This is a genomic window from Kitasatospora sp. NPDC028055, assembly GCF_040637885.1.
Taxonomy (GTDB): Bacteria; Actinomycetota; Actinomycetes; order Streptomycetales; family Streptomycetaceae; genus Kitasatospora.
Genome location: NZ_JBEZXE010000001.1, coordinates 512,673 through 530,759 on the forward strand (window position 1 = coordinate 512,673; position 18,087 = coordinate 530,759).

Sequence of the window (18,087 nt, forward strand, 5' to 3'; positions counted from 1 at the left end):
CGGTACGACGACGGGCGGCGTCACCCGGGGGGCTCCCCCCGTACGACACCGCCCGTCCTTCGACCGGCCGTCAGACCTCCCGGCCCGCGCTCAGCTGCGCCGGCCCCAGCGCCGGCCCTTGCCCTTGCCGCCGTCCTCGCCGCGGCCGTCCCCGCCACTGCGGCCGGAGTCGTCCGGGTCGCCGGCGTGGTCCCAGCGCGCCCACTCGTCCCGCGAGCCGAGCAGCGTGTCGGTGAGGCTCGGCAGGTCGTCCATCGGCGTCTCCTCGGCCCAGTCCGGCCTCGGCCGCTCGGCGGTGGACTGCGACTCGCCGAACTGCGACTCGCCGGCCTGCGGCGCGCCGGACTGCGGAACCACCGGCAGCTCACGGGTGCTGTCCACCGGCTCGCCAGGACGCCCCGGACCGACCCGCGGCAGCACCGCGGTCTCGTCCACGGCGGGAACCCGCGGCAGCACGGCCGTCTCGTCCGCCGCCGGCACCTTCGGCAACACCGCGGTCTCGTCGGCGGCCGGCACCTTCGGCAGCCTGGCGGTCGCCTCAGCCGCGTTCGCACTGTCTGCGGCCTTCGCAGCCTTCGCGGCCTCAGCCGCCTGGACAGCCGCCTGCCGGTCGCGCAGCGTCAGCTCCCGCGTCGCCTCGTCGCCGAGGCCGTCCGCCGCGTCCAAAGAAGTGTCCCGAGGCGCCTCCCGAGGCACGTCCCGAACCGCCCGAAGCTCCGCCGTCGCCGCATCCCCGACAACCGGCGCACCAGCCCCACCGACAGCCGTCACACCCGCCGCACCCGCCGCAGCGGCCCGGTCCGAAGCCGTCTCCGCCGCCGCAGCCGCAGCCGCGAGCGCGGCGGCCTGCGCCAGCCGGGCCTCCTCGGCCCGCTGCAGCGCCTCCTCCGCCCGGCGCCGCTGCTCCTCGCGCGCCAGCTCCCGCTGCCGCTGGAGCTCCGCCTGGGCAGCCGCCTCGTCGGCGACCCGCTTCCGTTCGGCGGCCTCCGCGGCCAGCCGGGCCTCCTCCTCCGCCCGACGGCGAGCCTCTTCCTCCGCCCGGCGACGGGCCGCTTCCTCGGCCCGACGGCGGGCCTCCTCCTCGGCCTTGCGCCGCGCCTCGGCGGCGACCCGTTCGGCCTCCTCCTTGGCCAGCCGCTCCTGCTCGGCCTGCTCGGCCCGCAGCTGCGCCAGCACCTCCTGGCGCTTGCGCTCGGCGGCCTCCTCCTCGGCCTTCTTGCGGGCCTCCTCGGCGGCGCGCCGCTCGGCCTCCTCCCTGGCCAGCCGCTCCTGCTCGGCGCGGGCGGCCTTCTCCTGCTCGGAGAGCGGCAGCTCGCGGTCGAGCCGGTGGCGGATGGCGGTGGTGACGAAGCCGGGGGCCTGGCTGCCGTCCACCACGAGGTAGCGCGCCGGGTCGGCGGCCGCGAGGGCGAGGAAGCCGGCCCGGACCCGCTGGTGGAACTCGGTGGGTTCGGACTCCAGCCGGTCGAGCGCCTCGGTGAAGCGCTCCCGGGCCCGGGTGGGGTCGACGTCCAGCACCACGGTGAGGTCGGGCAGCAGCCCGCCGGTCGCCCAGCGGGAGATCCGGGCGACCTCGGTGGCGGCCAGGTCGCGCCCGGCACCCTGGTAGGCGATGGAGGAGTCCATGTACCGGTCGGTGATCACCACGGCGCCGCGGGCGAGGGCCGGCCGGATGACGTTCTCGACGTGCTCGGCGCGGTCGGCCGCGTAGATCAGCGCCTCGGCGCGGTGCGACAGGCCGGTGTTGCCGACGTCCAGGACGAGGCCGCGCAGTCGCTGGCCGACCGGGCTGCCGCCGGGCTCGCGGGTGAGCACGACCTCGTGCCCCTTGCCGCGGATCCACTCGGCGAGCGCCTGGGCCTGGGTGGACTTGCCGGCGCCGTCGCCGCCCTCCAGGGCGATGAAGAAACCGGTGCCGGTGCCCCGGTGCGGCACCGGGCCGCTGCCGCCGCGGACGGCGTCGACCAGGTCCCGGCCGAACGGCACGGTGCCGCGCCGGTCGTCGGTGCGCAGCAGCACGACGGCGGCGAGGACGAGGGTGAGCAGCCCCGCGGTGGCGACGGCGAGGGCGCCGCCGCCGTGGATGAAGGTGAACGAGCCGGGCTCGACGGTGCCGTACTCGACGTCCCCGTAGCCGGCGGCGATCAGCGGGACGACGACCAGCGCGGCGGCGACCACGGCCCGCAGCACCGCGTACAGGTGCTCGGTGACCTTGGGCAGCCTGGCCTCCTCGACCTCCTGGGCGAGCAGGCCCCGCCCGGCGGAGACGACGATCCCGGCGGTCAGTCCGGCCAGCACGGTGAGCAGCAGGACCAGAACGAAGTCCAGCACCAGCCCGGCCAGGATCAGCGCGACGCCCTCGGCGAGCAGCGCCAGCGCGAGCAGCCGGCGGCGGGAGAGCGAGGGCAGGGTGGCCCGGGTGAGCCGGGCGCCCAGCGCGGGGGCGCCGGCCGCGGCGAGCACGACCAGGCCGTAGCCGATCGGCCCGGCCCGGTGCTCGGCGGCGGTGAGCAGCGCCAGGGCGGCGACGCCCGCCATCGAGGCGTAGCCGGCCGCGACGGCGAAGGTGAAGTACGGGGCGCTGCCGGTGCGGCCCTTGCTCAGGGCGGGGCCGGGGGCCGCGTCGGTGGGGGCGCGCAGGCCGGTCAGCGGCGAGTGCGGGGCGACGGCCACGGGGCCGCCGGGCAGCTGCTGGAGGTGGCTGCGGACGGCCGCGGCGGCGAACAGACCGGCAGCGCCGAGGGCCGCGAAGGTCAGCTGGTGGGCGCGCAGCCAGTCCGAGCCGAGCGCCGCACCGACGTTGTTGAGCAGGGTGAACGCGACCAGGCCGACGGCGCCGAGCGGCACGGTGACCCAGCCGGTGAACCGGTCGATGCTCCGGACGGTGTCCAGGTTGGCGGCGGCCGACCGCTGCTCGGGGGCCGGGGCGTACGGGTTGGCCGGCGGCAGCAGGCCGGGGACGGCGACGGCCCTGGCGATCCCCCGGACCCGCTCGGCCGCACCGGTGAGGAACACGGTGGCGAGCAGCACGTAGGTGGCGCCGCCGGAGGGCTTGGGGCCGGAGCCCAGCCAGACCGTCCACCAGGGCGCGAGCCCGATCAGCAGGGCGCTCAGCGCGTCGGAGCCGACCAGCGTCCAGCGCCGGTCGAGCTTGCCGGCGACCAGCTGGTGCACCGGCTCCAGCAACGCCACACCGACCAGCCCGGTGGCCGCCACCCGGACGGCGAGGACGGCCGCCACCGCGAAGGCGAGGCTGCGCGGCAGGTCGCCGAGCTGCCCGCCCTGGGCGACGGCGATCACGGTGAGCGCGAGCAGCACCAGCAGCCCGAGCCGGTCGGCGGTACCGCCGATCAGCTGGGTGGTCCACAGGCGCCGGTAGGGCCTGGTCCGCAGCAGCGCCCGGGCCCGCTCCACCGGGGTTCCGGCGGGCGCGACCTCGGGCAGGTCGGGCCCGGTGGCTCCGGCGGCCGGGGCGGCGCTGGGGGTGGGCTGCTCCTCGCTCGTCATACGGTCAGCGTAGCGGGCCGGGCTTTGCCCGATCGGGACGAACGGGGTTCCGGTTCGCCCTCATCACCGGCCTGTGACGATCCCTGCACAGAGCTCGGGCCCGCGCCCCCGGTGGGGGACGCGGGCCCGGTGCCGCCGTCTTGCTGCCGTCGGGCCGCTGCCCGGCCGCCGCCCGGCCGTCGCCCGGCTGCCCTCGGGCTGCCGCCCGGCGGATCAGCCCTCGTCGGTGGTGGTGGCCTTGGCGGCCGCGGTCTTCTTCGCGGCCGTCTTCTTCGCCGCCGCCGTCTTGGTGGTGGTGGTCTTCTTCGCCGCCGTCTTCTTGGCGGCGGTCTTGGTCGCCGTCGCCTTGGCGGTGGTGGTCTTCTTGGCCGCGGCCTTCTTCGCCGGGGCCTTCTTGGCCGCCTTCTTCACCGGCCCGCGCGCCCGCTTCTCGGCGAGCAGCTCGTAGCCGCGCTCCGGCGTGATGGTCTCGACGTCGTCGTCCTTGCGCAGCGTGGCGTTGGTCTCGCCGTCGGTCACGTACGGGCCGAAGCGGCCGTCCTTGACCACCACCGGACGCTCGGAGACCGGGTCGGTGCCCAGCTCCTTGAGCGGCGGGGCGGCCGCGGCACGACCGCGCTGCTTGGGCTGGGCGTAGATCGCCAGCGCCTCGTCGAGGGTGATCGTGAAGAGCTGGTCCTCGCTGGTGAGCGAGCGCGAGTCCGTACCGCGCTTGAGGTACGGGCCGTAGCGGCCGTTCTGCGCGGTGATCTCGGCGCCCTCGGCGTCGGTGCCGACCACGCGCGGCAGCGAGAGCAGCCGCAGCGCGTCCTCCAGGGTGACGGTGTCCAGCGACATCGTCTTGAACAGCGAGGCGGTGCGCGGCTTGACGGCGTTCTTGCCGGTCTTGGGCGTGCCCTCGGGCAGGATCTCGGTCACGTACGGGCCGTAGCGGCCGTCCTTGGCGACCAGCATGTTGCCGCTGACCGGGTCCGGGCCGAGCTCGAAGTCGCCGCTGGGCTTGGCCAGCAGCTCCTCGGCCAGCTCGACGGTCAGCTCGTCCGGCGGCAGCTCGTCCGGGATGTCGGCGCGCTGGCCGGGCTCGCCCTCGACGGTGGAGGCGCGCTCGACGTACGGGCCGTAGCGGCCGACCCGCAGGGTGATGTCGTCGCTGATCCGGAACGAGCTGATCTCCCGGGCGTCGATCGCGCCGAGGTCGGTGACCAGTTCCTTGAGGCCGCCCAGGTGGTCGCCGTCGCCGTTGCCGGCCTCGGCGGCAGCACCGGCCGCGCCCTCGCCCTCGCCGAAGTAGAAGCGCTTGAGCCACGGCACGGACTGCGCCTCACCGGCGGCGATCCGGTCGAGGTCGTCCTCCATCCTCGCGGTGAAGTCGTAGTCGACCAGCCGGCCGAAGTGCTTCTCCAGCAGGTTGACCACGGCGAAGGAGAGGAAGGACGGGACGAGCGCCGTGCCCTTCTTGAACACGTACCGGCGCTGGATGATCGTGTCGATGATCGACGCGTACGTGGACGGGCGGCCGATCTCCCGGTCCTCCAGCTCCTTGACCAGCGAGGCCTCGGTGTAGCGGGCCGGCGGCTTGGTGGCGTGGCCTTCCGGGGTGATCCGCTCGGCGGCCAGCGGGTCGCCCTGGGCGACCTGCGGCAGCCGGCGCTCGCGGTCGTCGAGCTCGGCGTTCGGGTCGTCGGCGCCCTCGACGTAGGCCTTGAGGAAGCCGTGGAAGGTGATGATCTTGCCGGAGGCGGAGAACTCGACGTCCCGCCCGTCGGCGGAGGCGCCGCCGACCCGGACGGTGACGGACTGGCCGACCGCGTCCTTCATCTGGGAGGCGACGGTGCGCATCCAGATCAGCTCGTACAGCTTGAAGTCGTCGCCGCTCAGACCGGTCTCGGCGGGGGTGCGGAAGCGGTCGCCGGAGGGGCGGACGGCCTCGTGCGCCTCCTGGGCGTTCTTGACCTTGCTGGCGTAGGTGCGCGGGGCGTCCGGCAGGTAGTCGGCGCCGTACAGCTGGGTGACCTGCGCGCGGGCGGCGGTGACGGCCGTCTCCGACAGCGTGGTCGAGTCGGTGCGCATGTAGGTGATGAAGCCGTTCTCGTACAGCTTCTGGGCCACCTGCATGGTCCGCTTGGCGCCGAAGCCCAGCTTGCGGCTGGCCTCCTGCTGGAGCGTGGTGGTGCGGAACGGCGCGTACGGCGAGCGGCGGTACGGCTTGGACTCGACGCTGCGGACGCTGAACGCGGTCTGCTCGAGGGCGGCGGCCAGCTGGCGCGCGGCCTGCTCGTCCAGGTGCAGGGTGTTGGTGCTGCCGGCCTTGAGCCGGCCGTCCGAGCCGAAGTCGCGGCCGCTGGCGATCCGCTTGCCGTCGACCGAGGCCAGCCGCGCGCCGAAGGTCTCCGGGTTGGCGGCGTCGGCCGGGGTGCGGCCGGTGCCGAAGGTGCCGACCAGGTCCCAGTACGAGGCGGAGCGGAAGGCCATCCGCTCGCGCTCGCGCTCGACCACCAGACGGGTCGCCACGGACTGCACCCGGCCCGCCGACAGCTTCGGCATGACCTTCTTCCACAGCACCGGCGAGACCTCGAAGCCGTAGAGGCGGTCGAGGATGCGGCGGGTCTCCTGGGCGTCGACCAGGCGCTGGTTCAGCTCGCGCGGGTTGGCCACGGCCTCCTGGATCGCCGCCTTGGTGATCTCGTGGAACACCATCCGGTGCACCGGCACCTTGGGCTTGAGGACCTGCTGGAGGTGCCACGCGATGGCCTCGCCCTCGCGGTCCTCATCGGTGGCCAGGAAGAGTTCGTCGGACTCCGCCAGGAGCGACTTCAACTTGCTGACCTGGGACTTCTTGTCCGCGTTGACCACGTAGATGGGGGCGAAGTCGTGATCGACGTCCACCCCGAGGCGGCGCACCTCACCGGTGTACTTGTCCGGCACCTCGGCCGCGGTGCTGGGCAGGTCGCGGATGTGCCCGACGCTCGCCTCGACGATGTAGCCGGGGCCAAGGTAGCCCTTGATCGTCTTCGCCTTGGCCGGCGACTCGACAATGACGAGTCGCTGTCCGTGCGCGGTCTCGCTGCTCGGGGACACCTTCGCTCTTCTCTCCCGGTCCTTATGTGGCTGGTCGGCGCTGGCAGCACGGGCTGCGCTCCGCCCGACCCCTCCACCGTCCCGGGGTCGCCACTGCACGACACCCCACCAGCGGAGTGTGACCGTACCCCGGCCACCCTTGTCAAACGGACGGATCCCGCTGTTTCGCTTGCCGCGCTCACCGACGCCACTCGAACGGTAACCCGATGACGGAGGTTCGCGCCCCGTGGAGGGGGGCTTCGGCAGGTTCCGGAGGATGGAATGACGGATTTCAAGATCTGTCAACGGAAAATCGGCGCGCATGCGGTATCGCGCTCTCCGGATCGTGCCGGACCCGGGTCGGCGGATCGACGGACCCGACCGAAGGATCGGTGGGCTGCTCGCCCCCTCAGCGGCCGATCGCCGCCAGCAGCCCGGCCCCCGCCCCCAGGCACGCCACCCCCAGGGCGCACCACAGCAGGTCGACGACCGCCGCCCGGCCGATCTCCCCGGCCGCCAGCACCGCCCGGCGGGGGCGGTCCGGGTCGTAGCAGATCCGCACCGGGCTTCCGGGCGCGAACCGCTCCGGACGGCGCAGTGGGGTGTGCCCGCGCGGCCGGGTGAGCACGAGTTCCGCGATCCGGCCGGGACCGGACCCGGCCGCGGTCCCGATCCCGATCCCGGCTCCGGTCCCGGATCCGCCGACTGCCGGCCGCACGGAGAAGGAGAGCAGCGGCGCGCTGTCCAATCGGCCGTGCACGTCCTTCTCGGCGACGACGGTCGCCACCACCGGAATCCCCGAGCGGCGCACCCGGTGGCGAAGGCGCACTTCGGCGGCGCACCAGAGCAGCAGCGCGCCACCGAAGAGGGCGAGCACCAGCCCGCCGACGGTCGCCGTCGTCGTGTCCACCCCTGGCCCCCGGCTCCCCGACTCTGTCCACAGCCTGTGGACAGAGCCTCACAGCACCCGACCAACGGCGGGCAGCCGAACGGGGACCACCGGACGAACCAGGGGGTACGGGAGGGTGAACCGGAGGGTGCCTGGGCGGCGTTCTACCGAACGGGGCAGGCACTCACGGACCGGTTCCCGCCCACCGGTTCCCACCCACCGGCTTTCACGGCACCGGCTTTCACCTCACCGGCTTTCACCGCACCGGGTCGATGAACCCCTGCTCGGTCAGCAGCCGGAGCGACTCCGGCACCCGGTCCCGCAGCACCACCCGGTCCTCGCCCAGCAGTTGCGCGATGGCGTCCACGATCTCGCCCGCCGACAGCGTCCCGTCGCACACCCCGACGAACCCGGCGCCGACCGTGTCCACCTTGGTGGCCCGCCGCATGCCCCGGTTGTGCCGCAGCACCACGTGCTCCGGGTCCTCCGCCCCCGGCGCGCCGACCTGCTCCTGGACCACGTCGTCGGCCAGCACGTAGCGGGCCGCGAGCAGGCCCGCGTCGTCGTGCGAGCGCAGGAAGTCCTGCCGGCCGAACCACTCGTCGATGTGCGGACCGAGCGGCTGCTCCACCGGGTGCGGCCACTCCTCCACCCGCACGGTCGGACGCTCGGCGCCGCCCGCCCGCAGGGTGATCCAGCCCATCCCGATGCCCTCGACCCGGCCCGCCTCGAAGGCGTCCAGCCACTCGCCGTACCGGGCCTGGTAGTCACCGCCCGGACCGCGGTGGTCACCGCCGTCGCGCAGCCACAACTCGGCGTACTGGGCCACGTCCTGGACCTCGCGCTGGACCACCCAGGCGTCCAGTCCGGTGCCCGCCACCCAGCCGGCCAGCCGCTCCTGCCAGTCCTCGCCCCTGACGTGCTGCCAGTTGGCGAGCAACTGGCAGTAGCCGCCCGGCTCCAGGTGGTCGGCGGCCGACCGCACCAGGCTGCGGCACAGGTCGTCCCCGGCCATGCCGCCGTCACGGTAGGTGAACCGGCCGCCGGGCGAGATCACGAACGGCGGATTGGAGACGATCAGGTCGAACTTCCGCTCCCCGACCGGCTCGAAGAGGCTGCCGGTGAGCACCTCGGTGTTGTCGAACCCGGACAGCGCCAGGGTCAGTTCGGTGAACCGCAGCGCACGGGGGTTGAGGTCGGTGGCGGTCACGCTCCCGGCGTGCCGGGCCGCGTGCAGCGCCTGCACGCCGGAGCCCGAACCGAGGTCCAGCGCCGCCCGGACGGGGCGGCGCACGGTGATGTTGGCCAGCGTGGTGGACGCCCCGCCGACCCCCAGCACCAGGTCCTTGCGGGCCACCCCGTGCGCGGTCTCACCGGAGCCGATCCCACCCGCGCCACCGACCGCGCACCCCAGGTCGGACACCACCCAGGCGTCCGAACTGGGCATCCCGGCAACCTCGTTGGCGTACGGCCGGACGTCCACGGTGGCGCGCACCAGGTCCCCGTCCGGGCGCAGCCAACCGTCCGCCAGGCAGTCCTCCACCGGCAGCGCGGCGGCGGCCGCCTGGTACGGCACCGGCTGCTGCAGCAGGAAGAGCCGCACCAGCGTCTCCAGCGGGCTGCCGCCCCGCGTCGCGCGCAGCGCCGGGACGGCCTCACTGCGGGCCAACGCCGCGTAGCCGGTGGGCCCCAGGAGGTCCAGGCACCCATCGGCGGTGAACGAGGCGGCCAGCAGCGCCTCGCGCAGCTTGGCCAGGCGGGTCGGGTCGAGAACGGGGCTACTGATCACCCCGCCATTGTCCCCCGGCTCACCCCACCCCGGCCCCACCGGCCCGCCGACCCCACCAGGAGCGCGGACCCCACCCCACGCCCCCGCCGACGGCCGGCGCGCCCCACCGGACGCACCAGGACGTCAGGCGGGACGTCGGCAGGGACGTCGGGTGGGACATCGGACGGAGCTGCGACCCGGGCCTCGGGCAGGACCTCGGGCAGGACCTCGGCTCAGCTCGCGCTGGGTGCCGGGGTGGCCGGGGCCGAGGACGAAGCCGGGGCCGCCGGGGTGGTGGCGCCCGCCGAGGGAGTGGCCGACGGGCTCGCGCTGTCCGTCCCGCCCGGCGCGGGGGTGCCGCTGGGGGCACCCGCCGAGGGGGTGGCACCGGCGCTCGGACTGGCGCCCGCGCCGGGGGTGGCCGTGGAGCCACCGGCGTTGCCGCTCGCCCCGGCACCCGGGGTGGCCTGGGAGGGCTTGCACCCCTCCTGCTTGGCCATCGCCTTGCCGAGATCCCCGCTCGCCAGCTTGCTCTGCGCCTGGGTGGACAGCGAGGACAGCCGGCGCAGCTGGTCGCCGACGCTGTTCAGCCCGTCCGCGAACTTCGCCTGGTCGTCGGTGGCCAGGGCGTCCAGCTTCTTCTGGACGTCCAGGTAGCCGTCGGCCGCCTTCTTCAACTCGTCGACGGTGTCCTTCTGCAGGGCGGCACCGTTGTCCACCTTGGGCGCACCGGCGGCGTCGATCGCGGCCGCGATGTCCTGGTTGGTCTTGCCCAGTCGCCCGATGTCCGCCGACAGCCGCTTCCGCAGGTCGGCCGGGGACTCGCCGGTCTTCACCTGGGCGGTGTCGGCGAGCGCGACCTGCGACTGGGCGATCGGGTCCTTGGCCGCGCCGCAGACGTTCGACGCCCAGGAGTCCAGCTGCTTGCTGTTGTCGTCGCTGCCGCAGCCGACGGCGCCGAACGCGAGCAGCACGCCGAGGGCGGGTACGGCCAGCAGTCGCTTGTTCACCGGGAGGAGCCTTTCGGTTTCGGTCGTCTTCGGTCGTCGAACCTACACGGCCGTCACCGACCATCCGGTTCCCGGCTGCCCGGCTCCCGTCCCTCCCGGCCCCGAACTCCCGCCCCACGCACGGCGACCGGACCCCGGCCCTCGGCCCGGCCCCTCCCCGCGCTCAGGATCCCGGCCCGGCCCGTCCCGGCGCTCAGGCCCGCTCGATCCCGCCGCGGCCCCAGCCGGTCAGGCCCGCTCGACCCGGATCGGATCGCCCGGTCGCACGGTGCGCAGCACCCTGGCGTCGCCGTCCAGCAGGCCGAGGACGTTGCAGGGACTGGCCAGCCGGCACTCCCCGTCCTGCGAGATCGGGGTCGGCCCGTACGGCAGCGCGAGGCTGTCGCCGTCGGTCCAGTACGCGACCGTGCCCGGCTCGACCACCTGCCGGGCTCCGACCTCGCGCGGCACGCTCACGGGCGTGCCGAAGTAGACCTCCTCGCCCCAGGTGCTGGCCGTGGAACTGATCGGCAGCTCGGCCCAGAGCGCTTCGGTGGTGGGGGTGGCCGCCAGCGTGGCGGTGGCCTGCCCGGCCGGCCACAGGATGCGGATCCGCATGTGCTTCCTCTTCCGCGACGAGGTCCGGTCGATGACCGGACCCGGTCGTGCCGGGAGCAGCGAACCGCCGGGCCGCACGCCGTGTCAACGGGTGCCCGGAGTGTGGGCGCCCGCGGGACGTACCCGGGTGAGGTCAGACCGCGACGGAGGGGACCGAAACCGGCCAGCTCATCCGGATCACGCCGCCGTCGGCGCCGTTGGTGACCTCCAGGTCCTCGACCAGACCGGTGATCACGGCGAGGCCCAGGGTGTCCTCGTCCGGGTCGCCGCCCTCGGCGGCACCGGCGGACGGGACGGTGGCGGGGCCGGCCTCGTCCTCGACCTCGATGAGGAAACGCTTCTCCTGGTCGGTCAACGCGACCCGCACCGTGCCGCCGATCCCACCGCGCTGGTGCAGACCGACCGCGCGGGAGCACGCCTCACCGACCGCGAGCCGTACCTCGTCGAGCACCGACTCGTCGACCCCGGCCCGTCTGGCGACGGCCGCGGCGACCAGCCTGGCCGTCCGCACGTGCTCGGGAAGCGCGCTGAATCGAAGTTCGACGGTTGCCATCTCTCCCCCTCGGGGTACTCCGGCCGGGGCCGGCGATGCGGCCCCGCGGACCGGCTGGACCGGCCCTGAGACGCCGGGGAACGGGGGCCGCACAGGCCCCCGCACCCCGGACGTGTGGAACGGGCGGGCCGACCGCACGGGCCGGCCCGGACGCGTCAGTCGGTCGCGGCGACCGCGTCGTCCACCGAGGTGTGGATCGGGAAGACCTTGGTCAGACCGGTGATCCGGAAGATCTTGAGAATGCGCTCCTGGTTGCACACCAGGCGCAGCGAGCCCTCGTGGGCACGCACCCGCTTCAGACCGCCCACGAGCACGCCGAGGCCGGTCGAGTCGAGGAAGTCGACGCCCTCCATGTCGACGACGAGGTGGTACTTGCCGTCGTTGACGAGCTCGACCAGCTGCTCGCGCAGCTTCGGGGCGGTGTACACATCGATCTCGCCGCCAACCTCGACGACCGTACGATCGCCGACTGCACGGGTCGACAGGGACAGGTCCACGGAACCTCCAGCACCTTGCCTTGCTACGTCATGTGCGATCCTCGGCCGGACGGCCGCCACCGCATGGTCGCGAGCCCGGGCATGCCAAGCCAACAAGCCAACGCGTGGCAAGCCTCAGCGCTGCGACCCACGGCCATACGGCCGTCACGGCCACATTCAACCACCTGTGACCATGACCGCACGATGGCTTACGACGATTCTCCGTCACGCCGGTGACACACTGGGTCCTCATGCCGCCCCGACACAGCCTGCCCGAGGCACTGCTCACGACCCTGTCCACCAGTCGGGGGCGGGCCGACCGGCTCACCCATACGGAGCACCTTCCCGCCCGACCTGCGCGTTATTCGCCCTGGCCCGACTCGATCCGACCGGAGATCGTCGCCGCCGCGGCGGACGTCGGGGTGGAACAGCCCTGGGCGCACCAGGCAGAAGCGATGAACCTGGCCAAAAGCGGCCAGACTGTGGTGATCGCCACAGGCACCGCCTCGGGCAAGTCGCTGGGCTACCTGGCGCCGGTCCTCAGCGACCTGCTGGAGGGCACCGAGGCCCGCAACGGCCGCGGCGCCACCGCGCTCTACCTGGCCCCGACCAAGGCGCTCGCCGCCGACCAGCGCCGCCGCGCCGCCGAACTCGCCCCGCCGAGGGTCCGGGCCGCCCTGTACGACGGCGACACCCCGCCCGAGGAGCGCGAGTGGGTCCGCCAGTACGCCTCCTACGTGCTCACCAACCCGGACATGCTGCACCGGGGCATCCTGCCCGCGCACGCCCGCTGGTCCTCCTTCCTCAAGGTGCTGCGGTACGTGGTCGTCGACGAGTGCCACAGCTACCGGGGGGTGTTCGGCTCCCACGTCGCCCAGGTGCTGCGGCGGCTGCGCCGCCTCTGCGCCCGTTACGGTTCGTCACCCACCTTCCTCCTCGCCTCCGCCACCACCGCCGACCCGGCCGTCACCGCCCGGCGCCTGACCGGCCTGCCCGCGGTGGCCGTCACCGATGACGCCTCGCCGCGCGGCCCGATGGTCTTCGGCCTCTGGGAGCCGCCGCTGACCGAGAACGTCGGAGAGCACGGCGCCCCGGTGCGCCGCACCGCCACCACCGAGGCCGCGCACCTCCTGACCGACCTGGTCGAACGGCAGACCCGCACCGTCGTGTTCGTCCGCTCCCGGCGCGCCGCCGAACTCGTCGCCCTGCAGACCCAGGACCAGCTCGGCCGACCGCTCGCCGACCGGGTGGCCGCCTACCGCGGCGGCTACCTCGCCGACGAACGCCGCGCCCTGGAGCGCGACCTGCACTCCGGTCGGCTGCTCGGACTCGCCTCCACCTCCGCCCTCGAACTCGGCGTCGACATCTCCGGCCTCGACGCCGTCCTGATGGCCGGCTACCCCGGCACCCGAGCCTCGCTCTGGCAGCAGGCAGGCCGGGCCGGCCGGGAGGCCCAGGGCGCGCTGGCCATCCTGATCGCCCGCGACGACCCGCTGGACACCTACCTGGTGCACCACCCCGAGGCGCTGTTCTCGACACCCGTCGAGGCCACCGTGCTCGACCCCGACAACCCGCACGTACTCGCCCCGCACCTGTGCGCGGCCGCCGCCGAACTCCCGCTCACCGACGCCGACCTGGAGCTGTTCGGACCCTCCACCGCACCGCTGCTGCCGGTGCTGGAACGGCGCGGCCTGCTGCGCCGGCGCACCGACGGCTCCTGGTACTGGACCCGCCGGGAGCGCGCCGCCGACGCCGTCGACCTGCGGGGCAGCGGCGGCAGCCCGGTGCAGATCGTCGAGGCCGACACCGGCCGACTGCTCGGCACCGTGGACGCCGCGGCCGCCCACACCACCGTCCACACCGGGGCCGTCCACCTCCACCAGGGCCGTACCTACCTGGTCCGGGAGCTCGACCTGGAGGACTCGGTCGCCCTGGTCGAACCGGCCGACCCGCCGTACACCACGGCCGCCCGTGACATCACCTCCATCTCCGTCCTCGACACCGACACCACCGTCCACTGGGGCGAGGGCCGGCTCAGCTTCGGCTCGGTGGAGGTGGTCAACCAGGTGGTCGGCTACCTCCGGAAGCGGATCTCCACCGGGGAGATCATGGGCGAGAGCAAGCTCGACCTCCCGCCCCGCGCCCTGCGCACCCGCGCCGTCTGGTGGTCCGTCACCGAGGACCAACTGCTCGACGCGGACCTGCCGCTCGACCGGCTGCCCGGCGCCGCCCACGCCGCGGAACACGCCTCGATCGGGCTGCTGCCGCTGTTCGCCACCTGCGACCGGTGGGACATCGGCGGCGTCTCCGTCCCGCTGCACCCCGACACCGGGCTGCCCACGGTGTTCGTCTACGACGGCCACCCGGGCGGGGCCGGCTTCGCCGAACGCGGCTTCCAGCGCGCCGTCGAGTGGCTCACCGCCACCCGCGAGGCGATCGCCTCCTGCGAGTGCGAGCGTGGCTGCCCGTCCTGCGTCCAGTCGCCCAAGTGCGGCAACGGGAACGACCCGCTGGACAAGACGGCCGCCGTCCGGCTGCTGGACGTCCTGCTGGCCGGAGCGCCCGGCGCGGCTCCCGCGGCGGGCCCCGCGGCGGACCCGGGGGGCGGAACACCGGCCGGATCATGAGGCCACCTCCCTGGCCGGGGCCGTAGGCGCGCTGGAGGCGGACGGCGGGCCGGAGGCCGTGGGCGCGCCAGGGGCTGTGGGCGCACCGCTCGGGGTCCCGCCCGAGGTGCCGGGACCGCCTGGTCCGCCTGGACCGCCGGGACCGCCCGGGCTGTCCCGCGCCTCGCCGAGGCCGTCCTCGGCCGCGGTGACCGGGGCCCGCACCGGTCCGGCCCGCGATCTCGCCCGCGCCGGACCGACCGACAGCCGCCGCGGAAGCCCACCGACCGGCACCTCGGCCACCACCTCGACGGCGTCCGCGAAGCGGTCCACCGCGCAGGACACCAAAGCGGCACCCTGCGCCGCCGCGATCCCGACAGCCCGGGCGCAGCCGCCGTCCGGGTCCAGCAGCAGTCGGTCCGCGGCCGCGAGGGCCGCCAGGTCCGCTGCCGACTCGGCCCGGTGCCGAGCGGCCACCACCGTGCCGACCGCGACCGTCGCCGCGAAGACCGCCGTCCCCAGCATCGCCAGGGCGAGCAGCCAGACCGTCGCCGAGCCCGTGTCCGCCCGGTGCCCGCGCCTGCCCGGCACCGCCGCCCGAGCGCTACAAACCCGCGCCGGCCGGACCCGCGCCGGCCGGGCCAGCGCCGGCCGGGCACTCCACCGGGCCGACTGGCGGGCCGTCATGCCGGCCATGCGCCTCCACCTCCCTCCGCGGTTCCTTCCGCTCCTCCTGCTGTGCTGCCCAGGACGTCCTCCCGGGCGGCCACCGCCATCGCGCCGACCCGGACGGCGAGCAGCCCGGCCAGCCTCCCCGGCGCCGCGCACGGGGCGTCCACATCGACCCGAACCGTGTCCGCCGCGACCGCCACCCGAACCCGCGCTCCCGGCGGGGCGGCCGCACGGGCGAGTTCGGCGGCATTCGACTCGCCCCGCGCGGCCGCCCTGGCGCCGATCCGGGCCGCGTCCACGCAGGTGATCTGCGCCGCGGCCGCGAGCACGCCCCAGATCAGCATCGCCGTGAGCAGGACGAGCGCGGGCAGCAGCACCGCCGTCTCCGCCGTGACGAAGCCGGCGTCCCCGCGCCGCCCCCGCCAGGACCCCTGCCACCGCCCCTGCCAAGGCCTCCGTACGGCCCGCCCGGCCCGGTTCGACCGGCCGGGCCGCGGTCGGGCGCTACGTCGCACGGAGGGCCCGTTCCAGCGTCTCGGTCAGCGCCCCGGTGATGGCCGCACTGGTGACCACCTTGTACAGCCCGGCGGCGAGCGCGCACGCACCCAGCGTGCCGACGGCGTACTCCGCCGTGGTCATCCCGGCGTCCGAACGCCCCCGGTACCGTGAGACCCTGCGCACCCGGCCGGCGACCCCGCGGCTCTTCCGCCGCCACGCTCCCGGCAGGTGCTGGAACGGACGCCCGATGTTGGGCCTGGTCGCGAAAACTGCAGTCATCGATCTCTCCTGTCTGGATACTTACCGTTCCTTCTCACGAGTCCCGGCCCGACCGGCCCGGACCCGACACCCACTCACATCGCCCACCCGAAGCGGCTGGTCAGGCCGATCACCACCGGCACCACTCCGATCAGGACGAAGGCCGGCAGGAAGCAGAGCCCGAGCGGCGCGGTGGCGAGCACCGCGGCCCGGCGGACCCTGATGTGGGCCGCCCGGGCGGCGGCGGTCCGCTGCTCCCGGGCCAGTTCGACCAACGGCCCGGTCGCGGGAGCTCCGCCGAGGCTCGTCCGGACCAGACACCGCGCCAGCGGCGCCAGCGCCGGGTGCTGTTCGCCCAACCTGGTCCAGCAGAGCTCCGGCGGTGCGCCCAGGACCAGTTCGGTCCCGATCGCAACCAGCCTCGGCCCCAGCGGTGCGCCCACACTCCGACCCACCGCCGCCACCGCCGCCGAGGGCAGCGCCGCCGCCCCGAGGCAGGCCGCCAACAGCTCGGCCCCCAGGGGGAGTTGCCTGAGCAGCAGCTGCTCATCCAGCATCGCCCGTCGATCCGTCGGCGACCGGGCCCGGGCCGACCACCGGTGGGCGCCCACCGCCGCCAGCACCCCGGCCACCGCGCCGGCGCCACCGCCGACCAGCACCGCCACCGCCAGCCCCGCGACGACCGCCGTTGCCAGTCGCCGCCGGGGTCCAGCACCGCCGCGCCCGACACCGCTGCGCCCGACACCGCTGGGCCCAACACCGCTGGGCCCAACGCCAGTGCGCCCCGGCCCGGTTCGGCTCCGCACCTCCTCCCGTTCCCGCTGCCAGGCGAACGCCCTCCGTCGGGTTCGGCGCCCCGCCCGGTGCCGGGCCACCCCGGCCACTGCCGCCGATACCGCCACAGCCGTCACCGGGAGTCCGGCCGACACCCACCCGCCCGAAAGCCACCCGCCCGGTCGCATCACCCCACCCCCGCTCCGACATCGAGCGCCCCAGCCCACGGACCCCCTCGCCGCCCACCGCCGCCCCGAGGCAGGCCCGCCGTCCCGGGACGGCTCCCCACACCCGGGGAAGCCTCCAGCGCACCCTGGGCCGCCGCCCGGACGATCCGGGCCGTCCAGAACACCCCCAACCCCTCCAGCACCGCTCCCGCCGCCAGGCAGCCGAGTCCGGCCGGGGTGTGCAGCAGGACCTCCACCGGACGGGCCCCGAGCGCTCCGCCCAGGAGCAGTCCCGCACCCGGCAGGGCGGCCAGGACCGCGATCGTCGCGCGCGGTCCGGCCAGCTCCCCCGCGATCTCCTCGGTCAACGCCCGCTCACCGCGCAGCGCCTCCGCGACCCGGTCCAGCGCGGCGGCCAGCCCCGACCCGCCGTCGGAGGCCACCCGCCAGCAGGCCGCGATCGCTGCCGCCCCGCTGCCGCCGGGCAGTTCGGCGAGCAGCTGGAGCGCGGCGGGCACGTCCCCGCCGTAGCGCCCCGCCGCCAGCCGGGCCACCGGCTCCGCGCCGATCCGGCGCAGCCCGTCCGGATCGGCGGCCAGCCGAGCCGTGACCAGGTGCAGGGCCTGCTCCGGGGTCGCACCGCTGCGCAACTCCCCGGCCAGCGCGGCGCACAGCTCCACCACCGCGGCGGCCCGCCGCCCGGCCTCGGCCTCCCGGCGCCGCCGCAGCCGCCACCTCCGCAGCGGGAGGACGGCCAGCGCTCCCGCGAGCACCGGCACGGGCGAGGCGGTCGCCTGGCCGACGACCAAGCCCGCCGGTAGCGCCAGCAGTTCGGGCACCAGCCGCCCGGGAAGTCGACCCCGCGCCCGGCCCATCGCCTCCGGTTCCGGACCGTGGGCCGGGGGCCCGTACACCGGGGGCCCACTGCCCGCCAGCATCAGCCTGGAGCGCCGCCCACCGGGTAGCTGCTCCTGGACCGCCCGCCACCCAGCGGCGGCCAGCAGGCACAGCACCGTCACCCAGCAGAGCGCCGGTTGGACCTGCGTCATGTCACCCACCTCCCTGCCTTCGGCCCTTCTTGCCCGGTGCCCCGAGCAGCACCAGAGCGCCCGTCGCACACGCGCCCAGGAACAGCACGAACCCGATCTCCACCAGCCGCAGCTCCCGCTCGGCCCGGCCCGCCGCCGTCAGCGCCACCGCCACCGGCCCCGAGGCCGCCACCCACACCGGCACCGCGGTCGAAACCGCCACCGCC

General features: G+C 75.1%; 15 protein-coding genes. 1 reads left to right on the forward strand and 14 read right to left on the reverse strand.

Annotated elements, in window-relative coordinates; translation table 11 throughout:
* Nucleotides 1-90 precede the first annotated feature (90 nt).
* The 8 genes from tmk to bldG all read right to left on the reverse strand — a co-directional run bounded on the left by tmk (nt 91) and on the right by bldG (nt 11,878).
* Complete coding sequence (tmk, locus tag AB0F71_RS02565; RefSeq protein ID WP_360226936.1) at nt 91-3,507, reverse strand: dTMP kinase; 3,417 nt, start codon at nt 3,505-3,507, stop codon at nt 91-93.
* A gap of 213 nt (nt 3,508-3,720) precedes the next feature.
* Nucleotides 3,721-6,585, reverse strand: coding sequence for a type I DNA topoisomerase (topA, locus tag AB0F71_RS02570; protein ID WP_360226939.1), 2,865 nt, complete (start codon nt 6,583-6,585; stop codon nt 3,721-3,723).
* A 388-nt stretch (nt 6,586-6,973) separates the two neighbouring features.
* Nucleotides 6,974-7,474, reverse strand: coding sequence for a DUF3592 domain-containing protein (locus AB0F71_RS02575; RefSeq protein ID WP_360226942.1), 501 nt, complete (start codon nt 7,472-7,474; stop codon nt 6,974-6,976).
* Between the two features lie 235 nt (nt 7,475-7,709).
* On the reverse strand, nt 7,710-9,242 hold the full coding sequence (locus AB0F71_RS02580) for a methyltransferase (RefSeq protein WP_360226945.1): 1,533 nt from the start codon (nt 9,240-9,242) through the stop codon (nt 7,710-7,712).
* A gap of 212 nt (nt 9,243-9,454) precedes the next feature.
* Complete coding sequence (locus AB0F71_RS02585; protein ID WP_360226948.1) at nt 9,455-10,231, reverse strand: small secreted protein; 777 nt, start codon at nt 10,229-10,231, stop codon at nt 9,455-9,457.
* A gap of 228 nt (nt 10,232-10,459) precedes the next feature.
* On the reverse strand, nt 10,460-10,828 hold the full coding sequence (locus AB0F71_RS02590) for a cyclophilin-like fold protein (RefSeq protein ID WP_360226951.1): 369 nt from the start codon (nt 10,826-10,828) through the stop codon (nt 10,460-10,462).
* A gap of 133 nt (nt 10,829-10,961) precedes the next feature.
* Nucleotides 10,962-11,381, reverse strand: coding sequence for an ATP-binding protein (locus AB0F71_RS02595; protein WP_360226954.1), 420 nt, complete (start codon nt 11,379-11,381; stop codon nt 10,962-10,964).
* Nucleotides 11,382-11,536: 155 nt separating this feature from the next.
* Nucleotides 11,537-11,878, reverse strand: coding sequence for an anti-sigma factor antagonist BldG (gene bldG / locus AB0F71_RS02600; RefSeq protein ID WP_188305076.1), 342 nt, complete (start codon nt 11,876-11,878; stop codon nt 11,537-11,539).
* Nucleotides 11,879-12,108: 230 nt separating this feature from the next.
* On the opposite strand from bldG, the gene AB0F71_RS02605 reads away from it, so the two are divergent.
* On the forward strand, nt 12,109-14,484 hold the full coding sequence (locus AB0F71_RS02605) for a DEAD/DEAH box helicase (protein ID WP_360226957.1): 2,376 nt from the start codon (nt 12,109-12,111) through the stop codon (nt 14,482-14,484).
* On the opposite strand, the gene AB0F71_RS02610 is transcribed toward AB0F71_RS02605, so the two are convergent.
* From AB0F71_RS02610 to AB0F71_RS02635, 6 genes are all read right to left on the reverse strand, one after another.
* A complete protein-coding gene (locus AB0F71_RS02610) occupies nt 14,479-15,054 on the reverse strand; it encodes an Rv3654c family TadE-like protein (protein WP_360226959.1) in 576 nt (191 codons plus the stop codon). The genes AB0F71_RS02605 and AB0F71_RS02610 overlap by 6 nt on opposite strands.
* A gap of 92 nt (nt 15,055-15,146) precedes the next feature.
* Nucleotides 15,147-15,650 carry a TadE family type IV pilus minor pilin gene (locus tag AB0F71_RS02615; protein WP_360226962.1) on the reverse strand — a complete coding sequence of 168 codons (504 nt, stop codon included), beginning with the start codon at nt 15,648-15,650 and terminating at the stop codon, nt 15,147-15,149.
* A complete protein-coding gene (locus AB0F71_RS02620; protein WP_360226965.1) occupies nt 15,640-15,912 on the reverse strand; it encodes a DUF4244 domain-containing protein in 273 nt (90 codons plus the stop codon). Before AB0F71_RS02620 ends, AB0F71_RS02615 begins: the two co-directional genes overlap by 11 nt.
* Nucleotides 15,913-15,986: 74 nt before the next feature.
* A complete protein-coding gene (locus AB0F71_RS02625) occupies nt 15,987-16,556 on the reverse strand; it encodes a type II secretion system F family protein (protein ID WP_360226968.1) in 570 nt (189 codons plus the stop codon).
* A 296-nt stretch (nt 16,557-16,852) separates the two neighbouring features.
* Entirely contained in the window at nt 16,853-17,881 is a 1,029-nt protein-coding gene (locus tag AB0F71_RS02630; RefSeq protein WP_360226971.1) for a type II secretion system F family protein, read from the reverse strand.
* 1 nt (nt 17,882) lies between these two features.
* A complete protein-coding gene (locus AB0F71_RS02635; RefSeq protein WP_360226974.1) occupies nt 17,883-18,083 on the reverse strand; it encodes a hypothetical protein in 201 nt (66 codons plus the stop codon).
* Between the last annotated feature and the right edge of the window lie 4 nt (nt 18,084-18,087).

What these genes read in the sequence shown, in the direction of transcription:
- tmk (WP_360226936.1), bottom strand. Translation starts at nt 3,507, where the DNA reads ATGACGAGCGAGGAGCAGCCCACCCCCAGCGCCGCCCCGGCCGCCGGA.
- AB0F71_RS02590 (WP_360226951.1), bottom strand. Translation starts at nt 10,828, where the DNA reads ATGCGGATCCGCATCCTGTGGCCGGCCGGGCAGGCCACCGCCACGCTG.
- AB0F71_RS02595 (WP_360226954.1), bottom strand. Translation starts at nt 11,381, where the DNA reads ATGGCAACCGTCGAACTTCGATTCAGCGCGCTTCCCGAGCACGTGCGG.
- AB0F71_RS02605 (WP_360226957.1), top strand. Translation starts at nt 12,109, where the DNA reads ATGCCGCCCCGACACAGCCTGCCCGAGGCACTGCTCACGACCCTGTCC.
- AB0F71_RS02620 (WP_360226965.1), bottom strand. Translation starts at nt 15,912, where the DNA reads ATGACTGCAGTTTTCGCGACCAGGCCCAACATCGGGCGTCCGTTCCAG.
- AB0F71_RS02630 (WP_360226971.1), bottom strand. Translation starts at nt 17,881, where the DNA reads ATGACGCAGGTCCAACCGGCGCTCTGCTGGGTGACGGTGCTGTGCCTG.